A 19,978-nucleotide genomic window follows, 5' to 3' on the forward strand; every position below is an offset into this window, starting at 1 on the left:
TTTTGTTATTTTAGTAAAAAGTAAAAAAGATAGATAATGTTGGTAGATTTTAATGACCTTCCCGAAACATCAAGAGTGTGGATTTATCAAGCGAATAGATCATTTTCTGTAGATGAATTAGAAGAAATTAGACAAAAATTAGATGAATTCATAACCCAATGGACAGCACATGGTGCTGATCTAAAGGCAGGGTATGATATAAAATATAAAAGATTTATAACCATTGGATTGGATCAAGGTTTAAATTCTGCTACAGGCTGTTCAATTGATGCATCAGTACATTTTATTCAAGAATTAGAAAAAGCATATGATGTGGATCTAATGGATAAAATGAATGTTTCTTTTAAACAAGGAGAGTATGTAGCCTATAAACCACTTGCAGATTTTAAGAAAATGGCAAAAAACAGATCGGTATCCCCAAATACTATTGTTTTTAATAACCTAGTTACTAATATTGCCGAGTATCTTACCAATTGGGAAGTACCCGCTAAAGATAGTTGGCATAATCGTTTTTTAAATTAAGATTTTTGTGTGGCACATAATTAAAAAGTATATATCCTTAATAATTGTTCTTATAAATTTTAGTGTTTATGCTCAGCAACAAAACCCTTTGTATGTAGAAGATTACAATGCTCAAAAACGCTGGGTAGATAGCATTTATAATACAATGACACTTAAAGAGAAGGTAGGGCAGCTGTTTATGGTTGATATTTTTTCTTCAGACCCTAAAAAGGAAACCGATAAGATAAAACAACTTATAGAGGAGTTTCATATAGGAGGTGTCATCTTTTCTAAGGGAGGACCAAAACGTCAAGCTAAGCTCAATAATGAATTTCAGGAACTATCAAAAGTACCGTTACTCATTGGTATGGATGCAGAATGGGGTTTGGCTATGCGATTGGATTCTACACAAGCTTTTCCCTGGAATATGACATTAGGTGCAATACAGGATAATGCATTAATAGAAGAAACCGGTCGGCAAATAGCAAGGCACTGTAAACGACTTGGGGTGCATATTAATTTTGCACCTGTAGTAGATATAAATACGAATCCCAAAAACCCTATAATTGGCAACCGTTCTTTTGGAGAGGATAAGGAGATGGTAACTCAAAAAGCGTTATCGTTTATGAAAGGGATGCAAAAAGAAGGTATTCTGGCAAGTGCAAAGCATTTTCCTGGCCATGGAGATACCGATAGTGACTCTCATAAAACGCTTCCTACCATAAATTTTGATGCTCAAAGAATAGATAGTATAGAGTTGTATCCATATCGTAAGCTTATTAATGAGGGACTGTCTAGCGTTATGGTAGCTCATCTTAATATTCCTAGCCTAGAACCTAGATCTGGGTATCCTTCTTCAATTTCAAAAAGTGTGGTTACCAACTTGTTAAAGGACAGCCTTAAATTTAAAGGCTTGATTTTTACAGATGCTCTAAATATGAAAGGAGCTTCTAATTTTAAAGACCCCGGTGAGATTGACTTAGCAGCTTTCTTAGCAGGAAATGACGTGTTATTAATTTCTGAAGATGTTCCTTTGGCATCTCAGAAAATAGTTTCGGCATATTATTCTGGGATAATAACCGAAGAACGTTTAGCTCATTCTGTACGAAAAATCTTGTTGTCTAAGTATAAAGCTGGCCTTAATAAGTATATGCCTATAGAAACATCCTATCTTTTCGAAGAACTAAACAGTATAAAAAATGAAGTGCTACATCATGATTTGGTAGAAAACTCTTTAACAATACTTAAAAACGATAGAGCTACATTACCAATAAAGAATCTTGATCTTAAGAAAGTAGCTTATGTATCGATGGGGGATGATTCGGGAGAAGCATTTTATGAGCAACTTAGTCAGTATACCCAGGTGGATTGGGTGAAAGCAAGTCAGTTAAGCGAAATGATAGAAAAATTGAAGGATTACAATTATGTAATTATTGGATTTCATAAATCTAATGCTTCACCTTGGAAGGATTATAAATTTAAAGATAAAGAGTTGGTTTGGCTCTATGAAATAGCAAGGCTTAATACTACTGTTCTAAATATATTTGCTCGTCCGTATGCAATGCTGGATATGTTGACAACCACAAATTTTGAAGGAATTTTGATGGGGTATCAGAATAGTGTTATTGCTCAAGAAAAAGCAGCTCAGTTACTTTTTGGTGCTATCGAATCTAAAGGAAAACTTCCTGTAAGTTTGGGCGAGGATTTTCCGATAGGTACAGGTATCGAAACAAGATCATTAAAAAGGTTGACTTATGGGATACCAGAGAGCGTTGGGCTTAATTCTTATAAGCTTAGAAGAATTGATTCTATTGTTGATCGTGCATTAAAGCATAAGATGACACCTGGTTTGCAATTAATTGTTGCTAGAAAAGGGAAAGTGGTTTTTAATAAAAATTATGGCTATCATACCTATAATAAATTGCGAAAAGTTAAAGGATCGGATATTTATGATTTGGCATCATTAACTAAGATATTGGCATCATTACCGCTTACCGTAGAATTAAAAGATAAAGGTATACTTTCTTTAGATACCAAGATCGGTGAGATGCTACCAGATTTTAAAGGATCTAACAAAGAACATATAACATTGAGATCGATGTTATCGCATTATGCAAAATTAAGAGCATGGATTCCGTTTTATCTAAAAACCCTGGATAGCGTAACACAAAAACCTGATAAAAAATATTATCGAAATAATCTTTCCAAAGAATTTAATATCCAAGTAACAAATAATCTTTATCTGCGTAGTGATATGAGAGACTCTTTAATGTTAAGAATTAAGGATAGTGAGTTGCGTAAAAGACTACGTTATAAATATAGTGATTTGCCTTATTATATGTTAAAAGCATATATTGAAAATCATTATGGTAATACCTTAAATGCACTCACACAACAGCATTTTTATAGGCCTTTGGGAGCTAGTAATACATCATATATACCTTTGGCAAGATTTAAAAGAAAAAGAATTGTGCCTACAGAAAATGATAAAGCTTTTAGAAATGAAATTATTCATGGATATGTTCATGACCAGGGGGCAGCTATGTTTGGTGGTATTGGTGGACATGCAGGATTGTTTGCTAATGCTAATGATGTCGCCAAAATAATGCAAATGTATCTTAATGGTGGGTATTACGGAGGAAAGCGATATTTTAAAAGTCAAACGCTGCAAGAGTTTAATACCTGTTATTATTGCCATAAAGATGTTCGTAGAGGAGTTGGGTTTGATAAACCGCAATTGGGCGATATAGGTCCAACATGTGGATGTATATCTATGACCAGTTTTGGGCATAGCGGTTTTACAGGTACTTTTACCTGGGCAGACCCCGAAGAAGAGATTGTCTATGTGTTTTTAAGTAATCGAACATTTCCAGATTCGGCAAATCGCAAATTGATTTCTAATGATATACGATCAGAGATACAAAGAGCTATTTATCAGGCGATAGATTATTAATCAGTTTTAAGTATAAACAAATTACAATTTTTGAAAGTTAAAAAATATGAAGAGTAAGATTTCCGAAAGTGGTCCTATACTTTCTCGAATAGTAGCGGGATGTATGAATTGGGGAGAATGGGGAGCAAATTTATCTGTTGACCAAGCTCGAAAATTAATCGATGGTTGTCTTGATCTCAATGTGACTTCTTTTGATCATGCCGATATTTATGGTCATTATACCACCGAAACACTTTTTGGGAATGCGCTTAAAGGAAATTCATCACTTCGTGAAAAAATGCAATTAGTCTCAAAGTGTGGAATTAAATTAGTGACTCCAAATCGCCCGGATAACAAAATTAAGTCATATGATACAAGTAAAGAATATATACTTCACTCTGTTGAACAATCTTTAACTAATCTACAAACCGATTATCTTGACTTACTTTTGATTCATCGGCCAAGTCCATTACTACATCCCGAAGAAGTGGCAGAGGCTTTTGCAAAGCTTAAAAAGGATGGTAAGGTATTGTATTTTGGGGTTTCAAATTTCACCTCTTCACAATTTGAAATGCTAAATACGTTTGTTCCTTTAGAGACTAATCAAATAGAGATTTCTCCTTTACATTTAGAGCCCTTTGTTAATGGTACTCTGGATCAATGTATTTCGAAAAAAGTGAAACCAATGGGGTATTCTACTCTTGCAGGGGGTAAGTTTTTTGCTAAAAAACCCGAAGATCGAGTTCTTCGCATTAATAAAGTTGTTGATCAATTAGCCCAAAAATATAATGTAGCACCAGATCAGATCCTTACCTCTTGGATTTTAAAACATCCTTCAGGAATTCTTCCTATCATTGGTTCAACTAAGATTAATAGAATTCAATCGGCGTTAGAGTCTTTAAATACTAAGATTACCGACCAAGAGTGGTTCATGATTTGGGAAGCTTCTATAGGAGAAGAAGTAGCTTAGTGGCTATGGTTTTTTTTAAATTTTAGGAGTATAAAAACCGCATACATTTACGTATTTTAACCTTGTTTAATTATGGGTTTACATCATTTTTTTAATGTTAAAATACTTGTAAAATGCCTTGTCGTTTTATTTTTTACTTATATTTAACCTACCTGACTCTTAAACGTAGATGCAATTTTTCTTCTAATTGTATTGAATCGTACCCTAATAAACCTCACAAATCATCACTCCCTAACTTTAATCCCCTAACCAATGAACAAGTATAAATTAACGCTTATAGGATTGGTATTATCTGTTTTTATTTATGTAACAACCACAATTTTGGAACTAGACCTTTTTGAACACTTTTTGGAGTTTTTGCTTAATATGGAACAATTTAAATTAGATGAGATAATTATTCCCATAATGGTCTTTTTTGTGTTTTTGTATTTTGATGTACATAGGCGTAGTAAGAGAATTCTTATCGAAAATGCAAAACTCAACATTTATAAAGCAATGCTATCTTCTAGTCACCATATTTTAAATAATTTTGTTTATCAAATGGATATATTTAAAATTACAGCAGAAGATACTCCGGGATTTGATGCACAGATTTTATCATTCTATGAAGACATCATTAGTAATACATCCCATCAAATTAATTCTTTGAGTAATTTAGAAACCATTGATGAATTTTCTATTCGAACGTCGGTTATGAATGAATAAAAGTAAAGGATTTTATTGTTCTGCTCATGGTTACAAAGGAAATTATCGATGAGTTAACCTTTTTATGTATATTTGATTTGAATAATAAATTACGTTAGCAAAAATTCGATATTTCTTTATACTTATCTGATCCTTTATAAACCCTCATACCCTAATCCCCCTTTCAATACTGATGTACAAGTACAAATTAACGTTAATAGGATTAATTCTATCTGCAATTATTTATGTAATAAGTATTGTATTGCAATTAGATTTGTTTGAAAAAATTATTGCTGTATTAGCAAGTTTGGAAGAGTATGAACTTGATGAGATAATAATTCCGATCTTGATCTTTTTTGTATTTCTTTTTTTAGATAAGAGGAGGCGCATTAAAGCTATGCAAATGGAGAATGAAAAACTAAAAATTTATAAAGCGATGTTGTCTTCTAGTCATCATATCCTTAATAATTTTGTATATCAGATGAGTATATTTAAAACTGCTGCAGAAGAAACCCCAGGGTTTGATGGGCAAGTTTTATCTCTTTATGAAGAAATTATAGATACTGCCACACACCAAATTAATTCTTTAAGTAGCCTTGATACAATTGATGAATCGGCAATTAGAACATCGGTTATGGGAGAAAGTTGTGTTATAAAATAATTTAAGGAATCTGTGCTAGAAAAATACTACAATGTTATTTCTTAAAAAAACTAAATACAGAGCCTCCATATTTTCTAGAATTATCAAAATAGGGAGCATCTTCAAGAGATGTGTGTTTTGAATGCTCAATAATTAGAAGACCTTCCTCATTAAGAAGATCATTTTCAAAAACCAAGGCTGCAATTTTCATAAATTGTTCTTTGGTAAAATCATAAGGGGGATCAGCAAAAATAATATCAGCATTATGTCTTGTTTTTTCTAAGTAGCTATAGACATCACTTTTTACCGTTTCAATAGAGAAATCAAGTTCTTTAGCTGTACTCTTTATAAAACCCATGCAAGCATAATGAGAATCAATAGCGATAATGTGTTCTGCACCTCTAGAAGCAAATTCATAACTAATATTTCCTGTGCCGGCAAAAAGATCAATAACAGATAGTTGAGAGAAATTGTAATTATTATTAAGGATGTTAAATAGTCCTTCTTTTGCCATATCGGTAGTAGGTCGAACGGGTAGTTTTTTTGGAGCAGTTAATCTTTTTCCTTTATATTTTCCTGAAATAATACGCATATCAAAAGTGACTTAGTAAGGTAAAGTGTTGATGAGGTTCAAAGGGTTCAACTTCTGATGATATTTCGAGGTTCCTCGAATAATTTCCAAAAGTGATTTTACGTACATATTTATAAGCTATTTTAAAACAATCACTTTCTTTAGTGATATCCCCTAAAAACACTAATGTAAACTCTTCAGGGTTAAGGTTTGCTTGTTCTGTTGTAAACAATAAATAGTAGAGAAAATCTTCTTTGCTTTCATACCTATATGTATTTCCTAAAATCAATTTTCCTTTATTAATTATTACTAAGTCAAACAGTTTCTCATTGATATTTACAAAAACAGTAGTGGTTTCACTATTTTTTTCCTGAGTAAGTAATGAGTTTATTAATATGGTAATGGCATGTTTATATGTAAATGAGCCAAAAGTGTCAAAAAAGTAATTATTGATATTTGCATAGGGTATATAGACACTAACAATATCATGTTGATCCAATTCGTCATAAACAATAAAATCGCTCTCAAAAACCTTAACATTATATTGTAAATACTGCTTCACCAGGTCTTTGTTAAACAATGGTTTAGGAACCAAGGCATACAAAACATTATGATATATTACCTCTATAGTTTCAAAATTGCCTTTTAATAAAGGGTTGTCATCAAAAGCGGTTTTTATTTTACCCAGTACTTGTTCTGGAGTTAATTGTAGTCCGAAACTGTTTTGCCCTACAGCCGTTACTTGTTGATTAGAATCTATAGTACAAAAAGAAAGTCCATTCAGGCTTACCTGAATGGACAATGTATTTGATGTATTATTATCAATAGTATTATTATTGGTCGTTTGCACCATATGTTCTCGGCCAGTTACCAATAGTTTTTACATCGCTCATAGAGCCTACAGAAAGATAAGGACCATTAACTCCGTCAACTGATACTACTTCTTTTTCTTGAGATAAAAGATCTTTGTCTTGATCATGTAAAAGAACATCTTTAGCTACTTTAGCTTCAAAAACCGCAATTCTTATATCGTTTTTGTCAATAAAACCAGCATTTAATTCAAAATTAGCATCAATTCCTTCTAAAGGAATTTTCATCATCGTCTTATGATTATCTGTTTTAAATAAAGAATCTTTAACAGATGCATAACCTAAAGTGTCGATTACAACAGTGTCTCTTGGTTCGTCTATTTTAAGAATTTTATTGAATCTAATAAAACTAGAATCTCTTCTCTCTATAAGAGTAAACTTTGCGGTATCTATAAAAGTAATTAGTTTTTCGGGATCCTTTTCGAATTTCCCAGTTATAGATCTATAAGCTAATTGAGCAGTACGAATGTCCCTTAAATTTTCAACAGCTTGAGCATATCTTGCTTTCTTTACTTTATTGAATTTCACAGGACCGTTAATAGAATTGAATACTAAGTATCCTAAAAAACCTATAACTACCCACAGAACTAATTGAATAACAATTTTCATTTTATGATTTAACTTTAAACATTAGTGTATACGCAAATCTACAATTTTTTTTTAATCGTAAAAGTTTATTGCCAAAAAATCATCCCTATCTTTGATTTATTAACTAAAGTATTAATTCTACATATATTTTTAATGAGGGAAAAAGAGTTTTATGAGTTGTTGAAGAAAGATTTCCCGTTTGAACCTACTCTTAAGCAGGATGTAGTTCTACAGAAATTATCTCATTTTGTTTTGTCGGGGTCAAAAGACTCACTTTTTTTATTAAAAGGGTATGCCGGTACAGGTAAAACTACATTGATAGGAACTTTGGTTAAAAACTTATGGAAAGCCAAGTTAAATGCTATTCTTTTAGCTCCGACTGGGCGTGCGGCTAAAGTGATTAGTAATTATTCGGGAAAACATGCACAGACTATTCATAGAAATATTTATTATCCCAAAAAAAATAAAAATGGAGGTTTAGCTTTTCAACTTAAACAAAACAAAAGTCGTAATACTGTATTTATCGTTGATGAAGCTTCAATGATTCCAGATACTCCAAGCGATAGTAAATTGTTTGAAAATGGATCATTATTGGATGATTTAATGATGTATGTATATTCTGGGTATAATTGTAAAATTCTTTTCATTGGAGACACGGCCCAATTACCACCGGTAAAATTAGAAGTCAGTCCAGCTCTTAATCGAGATAATCTTGAAATAGGGTTTAATAAAGAAGTTACCCAGATAGAGTTGGATGAAGTTGTTAGACAAGCAGAGAATAGTGGAATTTTAATGAATGCAACAAAGCTAAGAGAGTTGCTTAATGATGGTTTTTATGATTCTTTTCAATTTGAGATATCTGGGTATTCAGATATTGTAAGATTTATAGACGGTCATGAAATTATGGATGCTTTGAATGACGCGTACTCAAGTTCTGGTCATGAAGAATCGGTGATTATACTGCGATCTAATAAAAGAGCAAATGTATACAACCAACAAATTAGGTCAAGAATACTTTTTCAAGAAGAAGAATTATCACCTGGAGATTATTTGATGGTTGTAAAAAATAATTATTTCTGGTTGGATACTAAAAGTGAAGCTGGTTTTATAGCTAATGGTGATATAATTAAAGTATTAGAAATTTATGCTATAAAAGAGCTATATGGTTTTAGATTTGCAGAAGTAAAAATTAATATGGTGGATTATCCAAACCAACAACCTTTTGAAACAGTTTTACTTTTAGATACATTAGTATCAGAAACACCTTCATTATCATACGAAGAATCAAACAAGTTGTACCAAGAAGTTATGAAAGATTTTGAAGGAGAAAAATCAAAATACAAGAAATTCTTAGGGGTAAAAAATAATAAGTATTTTAATGGCTTACAGGTTAAATTCTCTTATGCTATTACCTGTCACAAATCGCAAGGAGGACAATGGGATAAAGTTTTTATAGAGCAACCATATCTACCCGATGGAATAACTAAAGATTACTTACGCTGGCTTTATACTGCAGTAACTAGAGCTAAGAAAAAACTTTTTCTTATTGGGTTTAAGAATGATTTTTTTGTTGAAAACTAGTATCTTTAAATGTTTATTAAAATTTATATAGGTTTCGGAAACTATATCAATAACAAACAAAATATTTCCGCAGCCTTGAAAATCGATTAAAAAAAGTTATTTTTGCGATTCCTAAAAAGCAATAAATTTTGAACAAAAACACTCTAAAAACCATCGCGATGATTCCTGCGAGATATGCCGCTACACGGTTTCCTGCTAAGTTAATGCAGGATCTTGGAGGAAAAAGTGTAATCACAAGAACATATGAAGCTACCGTTAATTCTGAGCTTTTTGATTCAGTTTATGTTGTAACTGATAGTGATATCATTTATAAAGAAATCACTTCTAATGGAGGTAATGCTATTATGAGTGTAAAGGAGCATGATTGTGGAAGTGATAGAATTGCTGAAGCAGTAGAGGATATGGATGTGGATATTGTTGTGAATGTACAAGGTGATGAACCATTTACTGATCGTGAAAGTCTTGAAAAAGTTTTAAGCGTATTTTATGAAAATGATTCTGATAAGATTGATTTGGCCAGTCTAATGACTCCTATGGATGAATGGGATGATATCATGAATCCTAATAGTGTAAAAGTTATTGTAGATGAAAATAACTATGCATTATATTTTTCTCGCGCTCCTATTCCTTATCCAAGAGATAAAGAGATTAATCATGTATATCATAAGCATAAAGGCGTTTATGCGTTTAGAAAACAAGCTCTTTTGGATTTTTACCATTTACCAATGCGATCATTAGAAGCTTCAGAAAAAATTGAGTGTATTCGATACTTGGAATACGGTAAGAATATTAAAATGGTAGAAACAAGTCATGAAGGAGTCGAAATTGATACTCCAGAAGACTTAGAAAGAGCAAAAAAGATAATTAATAAAGAGAACTCATTGAAAACCGAACAGACCACTGTGCCTGAAGTACAGACTCCCAACCATAGAAATTTTCCAATGGTTCCAAAAGTTGTATTTGGAAAAGGATGTTTTAATCAAATTGGAGGGATTCTTTCTGATAAAAGAAATGGTATTGCGCCATTTATTTATTTGATAGATAATGTTTTTGAAAACAATACTTCTTTTATTGAAGATAGAATACCATTATCCTCAACCGATGAAATAATTTATATTTCTACGGCAGAAGAACCTAAAACAGTGCAGGTTGACAATATAGTTTCTAAACTTAAAAAGGATTATCAGTTTATTCCTAGTGGGATTGTGGGAATAGGTGGAGGTTCAATACTCGATCTTTCAAAGGCCGTTGCTATTATGTTAACCAATTCAGGTAGTGCATCAGAATATCAAGGTTGGGACTTAGTTAAAAATAAAGCGGTTTATCATGTAGGTATACCAACAATTTCAGGAACAGGTGCCGAGGTATCGCGTACTACAGTACTCACAGGGCCAGAGCGCAAACTAGGAATTAATTCTGATTATACCCCATTTGATCAGGTTATCCTTGATCCAGAACTTATAAAAGATGTTCCAAAAGATCAATGGTTTTATACAGGAATGGATTGTTATATCCATTGTGTCGAATCATTAGATGGTACATATTTAAATGCTTTCAGCCAAAGTTATGGCGAAAAAGCATTAGATCTGTGTAATGAGATTTTTCTTGAAAATAATATAACTAAAGAAGAATCCGATGCTAAATTAATGATGGCATCTTGGCATGGCGGGATGAGTATCGCATATTCTCAGGTAGGTGTTGCACATGCAATGAGCTATGGATTGGCCTATGTTTTAGGGACTAAGCATGGAATTGGAAATTGTATAGTATTTGATAAATTAGGGGAGTACTATCCTGAAGGAGTAGAAGTGTTCAAAAAAATGAAAGAATACCATGAGATTACTTTACCTACGGGAGTTTGTGCTAATGTTACTGAAGAGCAATTAAACATTATGACAACAGTTGCGCTTGGATTAGAGCCTTTGTGGGAAAATGCATTAGGTCCTAATTGGAAATCAAAAATAAATGCGAACAAGTTAAAAGAGATTTATCGCTCTTTGTAAATACAAATCTCAACAGATATTTTTATGAAGCGTTTATGGACTTTTGTGTATTATAAAATCTTGGGATGGAAAATTATTGGAGATTTCAATGCAGATGATATAAAAAAATGTGTTGTTGTTGCAGTACCTCATACTAGTTGGCATGATTTCTATATTGGTTTGTTTATAAGACAAGTAGCAAATATTAAAATTAGCTTTATGGCTAAAAAAGAACTTTTTAAATGGCCTTTTGGATGGTATTTTAAAAAGGTTGGAGGGATTCCGCTTGATCGTACTCCTGGACAGAATAAAGTTGATGCTATTGCAGAATTGTTTAAGAAAAGAGACGAATTACGTCTTACCATTGCACCCGAAGGGACTAGAAAAAAAGTAAAGGAATGGAAAACGGGTTTTTATCATATAGCAAAAGCCGCTGGAGTTCCTATTATTATGGTTACTTTCGATTTCGGGAAAAAACAAAATAAAATTTCAGCACCATTTTATCCTACAGATAATATTGAAGAGGATTTTAAATTTATGTACGCTTTCTTTAAGGGGGTTAAAGGTAAAGTTCGCGAGTACAGTTTTGATGTTGATTAAAACTTGTGTATTTTTTCTTCTTTGATTTTGTCCTTTGATTTTTCTTGATTTGCATTCCCACCTCCAAAAATTAATTCGGTACTAGAAAAAGTAGTGCCAAAGGTTTTAGCAGCATAATATACCTGAGAAATTGCATTTTCTGCTTGTTCATTGGTCAGCTCTTTTAGTGGATGGATGTATACAGACCATAAAATACCATTAGAGATAGCATATTTTACATCAAGAGCCGAATGAAAATTCGCCGTCATAGAATCCAGTAATAAATCTTTATCAAGATTATCAGATTCTGTGATAGGTGAAATGATTCTCATTCTATTATTGGTTTCATCGGTTACACAAAGCATAGGGACTTGTTTGTATATAAATTTCCAATTCCCAGATACTCCTCCTACTGTATCTGCTTTTTTATATATAATTTCTCGAAGCGTATTGTTGTTCATCTGCTGAGCATAGGATATACTGCTTAAAAGAAGTGTAAGGACAATGAATAGGTTTTTCATACCAAGGGTGTTTCGTATGTAGTCGGTTTTATATACTGAAGATAACAAAAAAAGAGCTTAGCATAGCTAAACTCTTTTTGTTATACACACGAATGTATGTTATTTTATTATAGACCAGGAAATGCAGCAAATGCTCCTGAGTAGTTTAAGGTTAAAGTCGTTTCGTTTGAAAGCGTAAGATTTGCGGCTACATTATATGTATTTCCAGAACCAGCAACGACTACTTGCCCACCAGTAGCGAAAATAGTTGGATCGTCTCCTACAACTACTTCTGCAGCAGAAAAATAAAAAGTTCCAGCTTCTGGTTGAGTTCCACCGGCAACAAAATTAAAGGTACCTGGTTTAAAACCAGTTCCGTCTGAAGGAGAAAATAATTCTAAATATACTTCAGTAGTAGTTGTACCATCAGAACCGCTAAGTGTAAAATCGATATTGTGGTGTGTTGTATCTGCACCAAAGTCTTCAAGAACAGCAGATGTAATAGTTACTTGTTTTCCATCAAGAGTAATACTTCCGGTGTTAGCAGCAACTGCACCATCATCATCACTTGAACATGAAGAAAAAGTAACGACAGAAAGTAGGCTAAATAAATAAATAAATTTTTTCATAATAATTGATTAAGGGTTTTAAAGGCGCAAATATATTATAAAAAAATATGTCAGATTGTTTTTATCAAAAATTAATAAGAGCTTTTATTCCTCTGAAGATGATTCTTCCATAGTATGATATACATTCTGCACATCATCGTCTTCTTCTATTTTCTCTAAAAGTTTTTCTACATCTGCAGCTTGTTCTGGAGTTATTTTCTTGGTAACCTGAGGGATACGTTCAAAACCAGAAGATAAAATTTCTATTTCACGACTTTCTAATTCTTTTTGGATAGCTCCAAAACTTCCAAATGGTGCATAAATTAAGATCCCATCGTCATCCTGAAATACTTCTTCGGCTCCAAAATCGATAAATTCAAGCTCTAGTTCTTCAGGATCAATGCCTTCTCCATTTATTCTGAAGTTACAAGTATGATCGAACATGAATTCAACAGAACCAGATGTTCCTAAGTTTCCTTCACATTTATTAAAATAAGATCTAATGTTGGCAACGGTTCTGTTATTATTGTCTGTTGCAGTTTCTACCAAGATCGCAATTCCGTGGGGAGCATACCCTTCAAAAAGAACTTCCTTGTAGTCTCCTTGTTCTTTATCAGAGGCTTTTTTGATGGCTCTCTCGATATTGTCTTTGGGCATGTTCACAGACTTGGCATTCTGGATCACTGCTCTAAGGCGCGAATTAGAAGTAGGATCGGGTCCACCTTCTTTTACCGCCATCACAATATCTTTACCTATTCGAGTAAACGCTTTAGCCATTGCTGACCAACGTTTCATCTTACGTGCTTTTCTGAATTCGAAAGCTCTTCCCATATGCTAAATTTAAAATCTGAATACAAACATAAGTAGAATGCATTTTTTTAACAAACCGAATTCATCAGAATTTATTCTTCGCCTTCAATTATATGATCAATAGTTTTGGCGAGGTTAAAATCATTTTCGGTGATTCCTCCTGCATCATGAGTGGATAAGCTAATTTGCAATTTATTGTATACATTAGACCAATCTGGATGATGCTGCTGGGCCTCAGCTTCAAAAGCAATACGGGTCATCACCGAAAAGGCATCTTTAAAATCATTAAACTCGAAAGTAGTGTGGATGGCATTGTCATGATATTCCCAACCATCTACCTCTTTTAGTTTTTCTTGGATTTCTGATTCTGATAATTTTATCATTGTTTGTGTATTAATGTGTATTGTTATAATCCTAGTTCTTCTCTTAGCACCTCATCTTTATTGTTGTTTTTTCCCCAGTAAGCAGATTTGATCTGCTTTATTTTGGTTGCTTTTGTTGTAAGCTCCTTTGCATTAGAGCCAAAACCGCTTATAAAAGTCTCTGTCCAGCTTTCAATTTCATGAGGGAATTTACTGTTAAAAGTAATGCTAACCGTTCTTTTAAGCTCTGGGTATTGTAGCGTAAAGATAGTCGTGTTATTTTGTTTTTCTAGCGTAGCGGTGGCAGAGTATGCCTTAATTTCTTTATGTCGCAACCTGCTATACTCAAAAGAAGGGATTATCTTAATATTTCCTTTTGGTAAACCCTCTGGATCAATTCTGATTTTTGTCCAAAGCTCGTTTTCTAAAATAGCTTTATCCAACGAAAATTCCTGATCGGCTTCATTTTCAAAATAAGAATGCGACATGACTTCAAATCGATTTCTATTATTAAGTTGTGCATATACATGGCCACACCATTCTTGCATCGAACTTGATATTTTTATAGCGTGTTGGTTATCTGCCACCGGATAGAAAGTACTTTGCATAATAGAATACGGGTAGATGCCGGTATTAAATTTTTTGGTTGCATTTAATTTTAATACGGGCACATTCGTATTGTTTTGATAATCTGCTTTGACTTGCTTTTTTGGTAAGAAATCTTCGGTAACATAAATTAGAACCGCAGTTCCTTTTCTTATTTCACCATACCGGGCTTGTTCTAATTGATATGAGGTTATTTCTGCCTCTCCCGCGTACCAATATTTTTTAAAATTTTCTGAAAGTTCCTTAGTAGGTTCGGTGTTCTCTAATGTATTTTCTGTGTTTGTTTTAGAGGGCTCATCTGCTTTGATATTACCGCAGGCTATAATGACTAATATCCCTAGAATTACAAATAATATGAATGACTTTTTCATGGTGTTTACTTTTAAAATGAAGGTTGAACGGGTTGTAATAATGCATCCTAACTATACAGTATGGTTTGTTCAACGTATTATTTTAGAATTTACTTTACACAGGATATTCCAAAATAGAGTCCCGCTAAATTACAATAAACCTATGGCGTAGCAATTGTCATTAACGTTTCGTAAACAAGATGAGTAGGTAATCCCATTACATTAAAATAACTGCCTTCTATAGAGGATATTCCTATAAAACCAATCCACTCCTGTATACCATAGGCCCCGGCCTTATCTAATGGCGTATACGTGTTTACATAATATTCAATTTCTTCTGCAGAGAGTTTTTTAAAAGTTACCTTGGTGTTGTGATTAACGATCCAGGTTTGTTTTGTAGTCTTAAAACATACCGAAGTGATAACTTCATGAGTATCATCTGATAATGATGTTATCATTTTTATAGCTTCTTTATTGCTTTTTGGTTTCCCCAACGCTTTATTTTTATGCCAAACAATAGTATCGCTGGTTATTAAAATATCCTTTGGTTTTAAATTTGTAAAAACACTAGCTTTAAGTTTTGCCAGGTAGTCAGAAATTTCTTCAGCTTCTAAATGATCGGGATATACCTCATCGATTTCTTTTACTTGAATAGTAAAGTCTAAAGCTAAATCTTTAAAAAACTGTTGCCTTCTCGGTGATCCAGAAGCAAGAACGATCGTGTAATCCTTTAGAAAATTGTTTAACATAATTTATTTTAAAATAAACTGATAAAATAATAATGATATTGATGCTATGATTAGAATTATCTTTAAAATGAATTGTAGCTGTTTTAGCTGTTTGGTAGAGTCTACAGAAAAACTTTTAATCATAAAATAAAGCAACGGAGCTATAATTAGAGCCAACACAAAAAGTACTGCAGTACTATTCGAAAAAAGATAGGTGTAGATATAATACACTACTGCAGCAATTGGTAGTATAGTTGCTATACCAATTAGCTTTATTGTACGGTCTTTACCTAGGGCAATAGGTACAGTCTTAATGCCAATATTATGATCTCTATCGACATGTATACTGTCTTTGATGAGTTCTCTAAGTATGACGATCATAAAAGCGAAAATCGAATAATCCAATATGATAGAAAAAATAACAGTCTGTGAGTCTCTGTTTTTTTCTGTTATTGCTGGTAATAAATCAAAAACACCCACTACGATTAGACTTAGTGCCACTAGTAAACCAATGATTATATTTTTGAGAACAAGAATCTCTTTCAAATATGAAGCATAAATATAAAACAGGCCAGAAATTATAACAAATAGCGCTGCAAAACCTGGTCTTCCTATTTGGTTGGATAAATAAAACCCGATTAAAACTCCAATAACATTAAGAGTGATAAATAACTTATTGGCAGATTTTTCTGAGATTTCTTTGTTCATCGAACTTTTTGAATTAGCCCCCGTCCGATTATAGATTTCGATAATAATATTGCCCGCTGCTGCAATACACATTGTTGCAATTATAAGCAAACTAATACCAAAACCATTTAATGTAATGGCTACACCAAAAGGCTCAAAAAGGCCATATTTAATACATAATTGAGCAAGAGCAATAACAAGTAAATTGTCAAATTTTATAAGCTTTAAATAGGGTAGCATAGAAGTCTTCGGTTAATTTGGAAACAAATGTAATAATTAATACCAATTTCTGCAGTATTAACATTCACCTTCAAAACACCTATTTATAGTAGTTTTGGAGAATATAAAGGTTAACAGTGGGTTAACGATTCTAATTTATGCACTATCTACAATCGTTTATTTTACATTTGATCATATCATCAATCAAAAAGCGAATGGTTATTAAGGCATAATCTCGAAAACAACTTAGCTATACTATTGTAATGTTATTATGAAAAAACAAAAAATAAATATCCTTATTATTACTTCTGTCTTGACCTTATTGGCATTGTCTGGTATTCAGGGGTATTTGATTTTTAATACGTATCAATTAAAAAAAGATGTCTTTATTAAAGAAACTAAGAAATCTGTTTCAAAATTTGACAATACTAAAGAGATGGATTCCCTTGCAGAGTTATGGTATAGTCTATTAGCAGAAAACTTAGTAGAGTATAAAAAGAATAAATATCTAAAAAAGGATGTGATTACTAAGTTTAGGCCATTTACGGATTCATTGAATACTGTTTTTAAGGAGTATTATACAAGAGAGATCAACAAAGTTAATCTAGACTATGGATTAAAATATAAAAAGACAATACAGAGTATTGTTTTGTATGATAATGATATTCGAGATACTATATTTTCTAACAAGAAAAGTAAGAGTTATTTTTTGTTCGGAGAAGATTTTCCTGATCCAGAAGGTATTTTAATTAGCAAAGCTCGATGGTTTACAGAACATGATTATGAAGATAATCAAACTGATCATAATGAAGCTTTTAAAACGACATTAAATATTGAAGTTAAAACACAAGATACTATAAATATAATTGGCTGGAAACGCATTGTCTTTGGCCAAATGATTAGCCTTTTTATGTTTTCTATACTACTATTGTTGTTTGTTGTGGTTTTACTCTTTTATGCTATAAAAACTTTGATTAGACAGAAGAAAATAGCCGATGTGCGCAATGACTTTATTAATAATATTACGCATGAGCTAAAAACTCCCTTAGCAACCCTAAGTATAGCATCTAAAAGTTTAAGAAATAAAAAAATTCAAGATTCATCATCATCATTTTCTAATGCATTAGATGTTTTAGATAGACAAAATAATCGATTACAAAAACTCATTGATCAGGTTATGAATAATGCGTTAGGTTCAGAAGACATTGTTTTGTCTAAAGAAAATGTTTCTGATACACCATATTTCACAGAAGTTATAGAAGACTTTAAGCTATCTGTTAAGGATAGAGAAGTTGATGTAAATACTATGATAGAACATAAAGAAGTCAATCTTAATATCGATAAATTTCTATTTACAACTGCACTTCTTAATGTTTTAGAAAATGCAGTAAAGTATGGTAAAGAAAAAATAGAAATTAGTCTAAGAACAGCACTTAAGAATAATGTGTATGAGGTTTCAATTCAGGATAATGGTGTTGGGATTCCAGAAAAGGAATATCATAAGGTTTTTGAAAAATTTTATAGAGTTACAACAGGAGATGTACATGAAGTAAAAGGTTTGGGCTTGGGATTATTTTATGCGAATCAAATTGTTAATGCCCATCATGGAGCCATTAAGATTGATAGTAAACCTGATGTCGGAACCACAATTATTATAACCTTACCCATAATTTAATGGCAATGAAATATATATTATTAGCAGAAGATGATTTTGATTTCGGAAGTATTCTAAAACAATATTTAGAGCTTCATGAGTACGCTGTAACCTGGGTAAAAAATGGAGAAGAAGCTCTAAAGAGCCTTAATGAAAATAATTTTGATATATGTGTATTCGACGTCATGATGCCAAAAATGGATGGTTTTACACTTGCAGAAAAGGTAATTGAAATTAAACCAGAAATCCCTTTTGTTTTTCTTACTGCTAAGAAAATGAAAGAAGACAGGATACGAGGTCTAAAGTTAGGAGCCGACGATTATATCGTAAAACCTTTTGAAGCTGATATTTTAGTGCTGAGACTTCAAAATATTTTAAAAAGAACAGGAAAATTTCTACCCAATAAAGAAGAAGTGATTACCATCGGGAATTATTGTTTTGAGCCTACAAATCATCAGTTAAAATTTAAAAAAGAAGCTCAACGTTTAACCGAAAAGGAAGCCATCTTGATACAATACTTATGGGAGCATAAAAACAGCATGATAAAGAGAGAAGATTTGCTTAGAGATGTTTGGGGTAATGATGATTTTTTCTCTGGTAGAAGTATGGATGTATTTATTAGTAGATTAAGAAAGTATTTTAAGCAAGATCAGCATATCACTATAGAAAGCGTAAGAGGAGTAGGTCTTATTTTTAGAATAGAAGATTAACATCAATCAAAATCAATCATCAATCAAAAAACGAACGTTATGAAGAAAATGAATAAACCATTAGTTGTAGTAAGTCTATTTACTATTGTATTATCGCTTATTTTACTTAGTAGAGATCAAATTCACGAAGCTTTGTTTAATCAAGGGTTTGATACTTATGCAGAAGGTATAGGTTTACGGCTTATGGTAAATATTGGATTGATAATAGGTGCTCTTATACTAATTAAGAAATTCAAATTGTCAAATCTCGCCGGAATTGGAAACTTAAAAACTAAGAATTGGTTATTATTAATATTTCCTCTTTATGTAGTTCTTATAAATTTCATGAATTTAGATGAAATTCAAGACTCTAATGGGGTAAACTTTGCCCTATTTCTTGTATACGTACTCTCTATTGGATTTTCTGAAGAGCTTTTACTTAGAGGTTTTTTACAATCCTATTTGATCAAAATATCTAAAAACACAAAAAGAAATACTGTTTTTGCTGTAGTAGGATCCGCATTCATCTTTGGGTTATTGCACCTTATAAACTTCGATAAAGGAATCTATGGCGAATTAACACAGGTTGGATTTGCAACTTTTCTGGGAGTTATGTTCGGAGGGATTTTACTAAGAACTAACAATATGTTCGGAATCGCAATTCTACACGCTCTTATTGATTTTGCAGCCAAGCTAGATAATGTTGGAATTCCTATGGATTTTAATAAAATTGTAGAAGAAGATTCTCTTATCAATAGTGTATTAATTATACTCATAATATTACCCTGTTTTGCTTACGGGTTACTACTTACCAAAAAAGCTAAACTAAGTCCAGTACAATAATCATCATCAATCCTTTTCGAAAATT

The 19,978-nt window shown here is 32.3% G+C and carries 21 protein-coding genes and 1 pseudogene; 12 read left to right on the forward strand and 10 right to left on the reverse strand.

What is annotated here, in order from left to right:
* Positions 1-36 precede the first annotated feature (36 nt).
* The 5 genes from ABW637_RS14160 (at position 37) to ABW637_RS14180 (ending at position 5,748) form a co-directional block, all read left to right on the forward strand.
* Positions 37-522 (forward strand): ABC transporter ATPase, encoded by a 486-nt coding sequence (locus ABW637_RS14160; RefSeq protein WP_367585368.1) that lies wholly within the window; start codon positions 37-39, stop codon positions 520-522.
* Positions 523-529: 7 nt separating this feature from the next.
* Positions 530-3,454 (forward strand): serine hydrolase domain-containing protein, encoded by a 2,925-nt coding sequence (locus ABW637_RS14165; RefSeq protein WP_367585369.1) that lies wholly within the window; start codon positions 530-532, stop codon positions 3,452-3,454.
* A 46-nt stretch (positions 3,455-3,500) separates the two neighbouring features.
* On the forward strand, positions 3,501-4,403 hold the full coding sequence (locus tag ABW637_RS14170) for an aldo/keto reductase (protein WP_367585370.1): 903 nt from the start codon (positions 3,501-3,503) through the stop codon (positions 4,401-4,403).
* A gap of 252 nt (positions 4,404-4,655) precedes the next feature.
* Complete coding sequence (locus ABW637_RS14175; RefSeq protein ID WP_367585371.1) at positions 4,656-5,108, forward strand: hypothetical protein; 453 nt, start codon at positions 4,656-4,658, stop codon at positions 5,106-5,108.
* 172 nt (positions 5,109-5,280) lie between these two features.
* Positions 5,281-5,748 (forward strand): hypothetical protein, encoded by a 468-nt coding sequence (locus ABW637_RS14180; RefSeq protein WP_367585372.1) that lies wholly within the window; start codon positions 5,281-5,283, stop codon positions 5,746-5,748.
* A gap of 34 nt (positions 5,749-5,782) precedes the next feature.
* Here ABW637_RS14180 and ABW637_RS14185 read toward each other — a convergent pair whose 3' ends face one another.
* Genes ABW637_RS14185 through ABW637_RS14195 form a run of 3 tightly spaced genes read right to left on the reverse strand, consistent with a single transcriptional unit; the run spans position 5,783 to position 7,776 of the window.
* Complete coding sequence (locus ABW637_RS14185; protein WP_367585373.1) at positions 5,783-6,319, reverse strand: RsmD family RNA methyltransferase; 537 nt, start codon at positions 6,317-6,319, stop codon at positions 5,783-5,785.
* Between the two features lies 1 nt (position 6,320).
* Positions 6,321-7,151, reverse strand: a complete 831-nt coding sequence (locus ABW637_RS14190; RefSeq protein ID WP_367585374.1) for a DUF3822 family protein — start codon at positions 7,149-7,151, stop codon at positions 6,321-6,323.
* Complete coding sequence (locus ABW637_RS14195; RefSeq protein ID WP_367585375.1) at positions 7,132-7,776, reverse strand: hypothetical protein; 645 nt, start codon at positions 7,774-7,776, stop codon at positions 7,132-7,134. The genes ABW637_RS14190 and ABW637_RS14195 overlap by 20 nt, the downstream gene beginning before the upstream one ends.
* A gap of 132 nt (positions 7,777-7,908) precedes the next feature.
* Here ABW637_RS14195 and ABW637_RS14200 point away from each other — a divergent pair, with 132 nt between their 5' ends.
* The 4 genes and pseudogenes from ABW637_RS14200 (at position 7,909) to ABW637_RS14215 (ending at position 11,918) form a co-directional block, all read left to right on the forward strand.
* Complete coding sequence (locus ABW637_RS14200; protein WP_367585376.1) at positions 7,909-9,336, forward strand: ATP-dependent DNA helicase; 1,428 nt, start codon at positions 7,909-7,911, stop codon at positions 9,334-9,336.
* Between the two features lie 158 nt (positions 9,337-9,494).
* Positions 9,495-10,199: pseudogene (gene kdsB, locus ABW637_RS14205) on the forward strand (3-deoxy-manno-octulosonate cytidylyltransferase); the annotation flags it as partial.
* 78 nt (positions 10,200-10,277) lie between these two features.
* Positions 10,278-11,339, forward strand: coding sequence for an iron-containing alcohol dehydrogenase family protein (locus tag ABW637_RS14210; protein WP_367585899.1), 1,062 nt, complete (start codon positions 10,278-10,280; stop codon positions 11,337-11,339).
* Between the two features lie 24 nt (positions 11,340-11,363).
* Positions 11,364-11,918: a 1-acyl-sn-glycerol-3-phosphate acyltransferase gene (locus ABW637_RS14215; RefSeq protein ID WP_367585377.1), complete on the forward strand. Its 555-nt coding sequence runs from the start codon at positions 11,364-11,366 to the stop codon at positions 11,916-11,918.
* Here the strand turns inward: ABW637_RS14215 and ABW637_RS14220 are convergent.
* From ABW637_RS14220 to ABW637_RS14250, 7 genes are all read right to left on the reverse strand, one after another.
* Positions 11,915-12,418, reverse strand: a complete 504-nt coding sequence (locus ABW637_RS14220) for a hypothetical protein (RefSeq protein ID WP_367585378.1) — start codon at positions 12,416-12,418, stop codon at positions 11,915-11,917. The two genes, ABW637_RS14215 and ABW637_RS14220, sit on opposite strands and share 4 nt — an antisense overlap.
* A gap of 107 nt (positions 12,419-12,525) precedes the next feature.
* A complete protein-coding gene (locus ABW637_RS14225; RefSeq protein WP_367585379.1) occupies positions 12,526-13,026 on the reverse strand; it encodes a hypothetical protein in 501 nt (166 codons plus the stop codon).
* Between the two features lie 84 nt (positions 13,027-13,110).
* The gene (locus ABW637_RS14230) at positions 13,111-13,836 is read right to left on the reverse strand and encodes a YebC/PmpR family DNA-binding transcriptional regulator (RefSeq protein ID WP_367585380.1); all 726 of its coding nucleotides are present in this window, start codon (positions 13,834-13,836) and stop codon (positions 13,111-13,113) included.
* Positions 13,837-13,907: 71 nt separating this feature from the next.
* A complete protein-coding gene (locus ABW637_RS14235) occupies positions 13,908-14,198 on the reverse strand; it encodes a 4a-hydroxytetrahydrobiopterin dehydratase (protein ID WP_367585381.1) in 291 nt (96 codons plus the stop codon).
* A 23-nt stretch (positions 14,199-14,221) separates the two neighbouring features.
* The gene (locus ABW637_RS14240) at positions 14,222-15,154 is read right to left on the reverse strand and encodes a septum formation inhibitor Maf (protein WP_367585382.1); all 933 of its coding nucleotides are present in this window, start codon (positions 15,152-15,154) and stop codon (positions 14,222-14,224) included.
* A 140-nt stretch (positions 15,155-15,294) separates the two neighbouring features.
* A complete protein-coding gene (locus ABW637_RS14245; protein ID WP_367585383.1) occupies positions 15,295-15,882 on the reverse strand; it encodes a Maf-like protein in 588 nt (195 codons plus the stop codon).
* Positions 15,883-15,885: 3 nt separating this feature from the next.
* Positions 15,886-16,788, reverse strand: a complete 903-nt coding sequence (locus ABW637_RS14250) for a geranylgeranylglycerol-phosphate geranylgeranyltransferase (RefSeq protein WP_367585384.1) — start codon at positions 16,786-16,788, stop codon at positions 15,886-15,888.
* A 250-nt stretch (positions 16,789-17,038) separates the two neighbouring features.
* On the opposite strand from ABW637_RS14250, the gene ABW637_RS14255 reads away from it, so the two are divergent.
* The 3 genes from ABW637_RS14255 to ABW637_RS14265 are packed head-to-tail and all read left to right on the forward strand — an operon-like array spanning position 17,039 to position 19,953.
* Positions 17,039-18,442, forward strand: coding sequence for a sensor histidine kinase (locus tag ABW637_RS14255; protein ID WP_367585385.1), 1,404 nt, complete (start codon positions 17,039-17,041; stop codon positions 18,440-18,442).
* Positions 18,443-18,447: 5 nt separating this feature from the next.
* The gene (locus tag ABW637_RS14260) at positions 18,448-19,131 is read left to right on the forward strand and encodes a response regulator transcription factor (protein ID WP_367585386.1); all 684 of its coding nucleotides are present in this window, start codon (positions 18,448-18,450) and stop codon (positions 19,129-19,131) included.
* Between the two features lie 39 nt (positions 19,132-19,170).
* On the forward strand, positions 19,171-19,953 hold the full coding sequence (locus ABW637_RS14265) for a CPBP family intramembrane glutamic endopeptidase (protein ID WP_367585387.1): 783 nt from the start codon (positions 19,171-19,173) through the stop codon (positions 19,951-19,953).
* Positions 19,954-19,978: the final 25 nt, after the last annotated feature.

The sequence above is a fragment of the Aquimarina penaris genome (genome assembly GCF_040786285.1).
Lineage (GTDB): Bacteria > Bacteroidota > Bacteroidia > Flavobacteriales > Flavobacteriaceae > Aquimarina.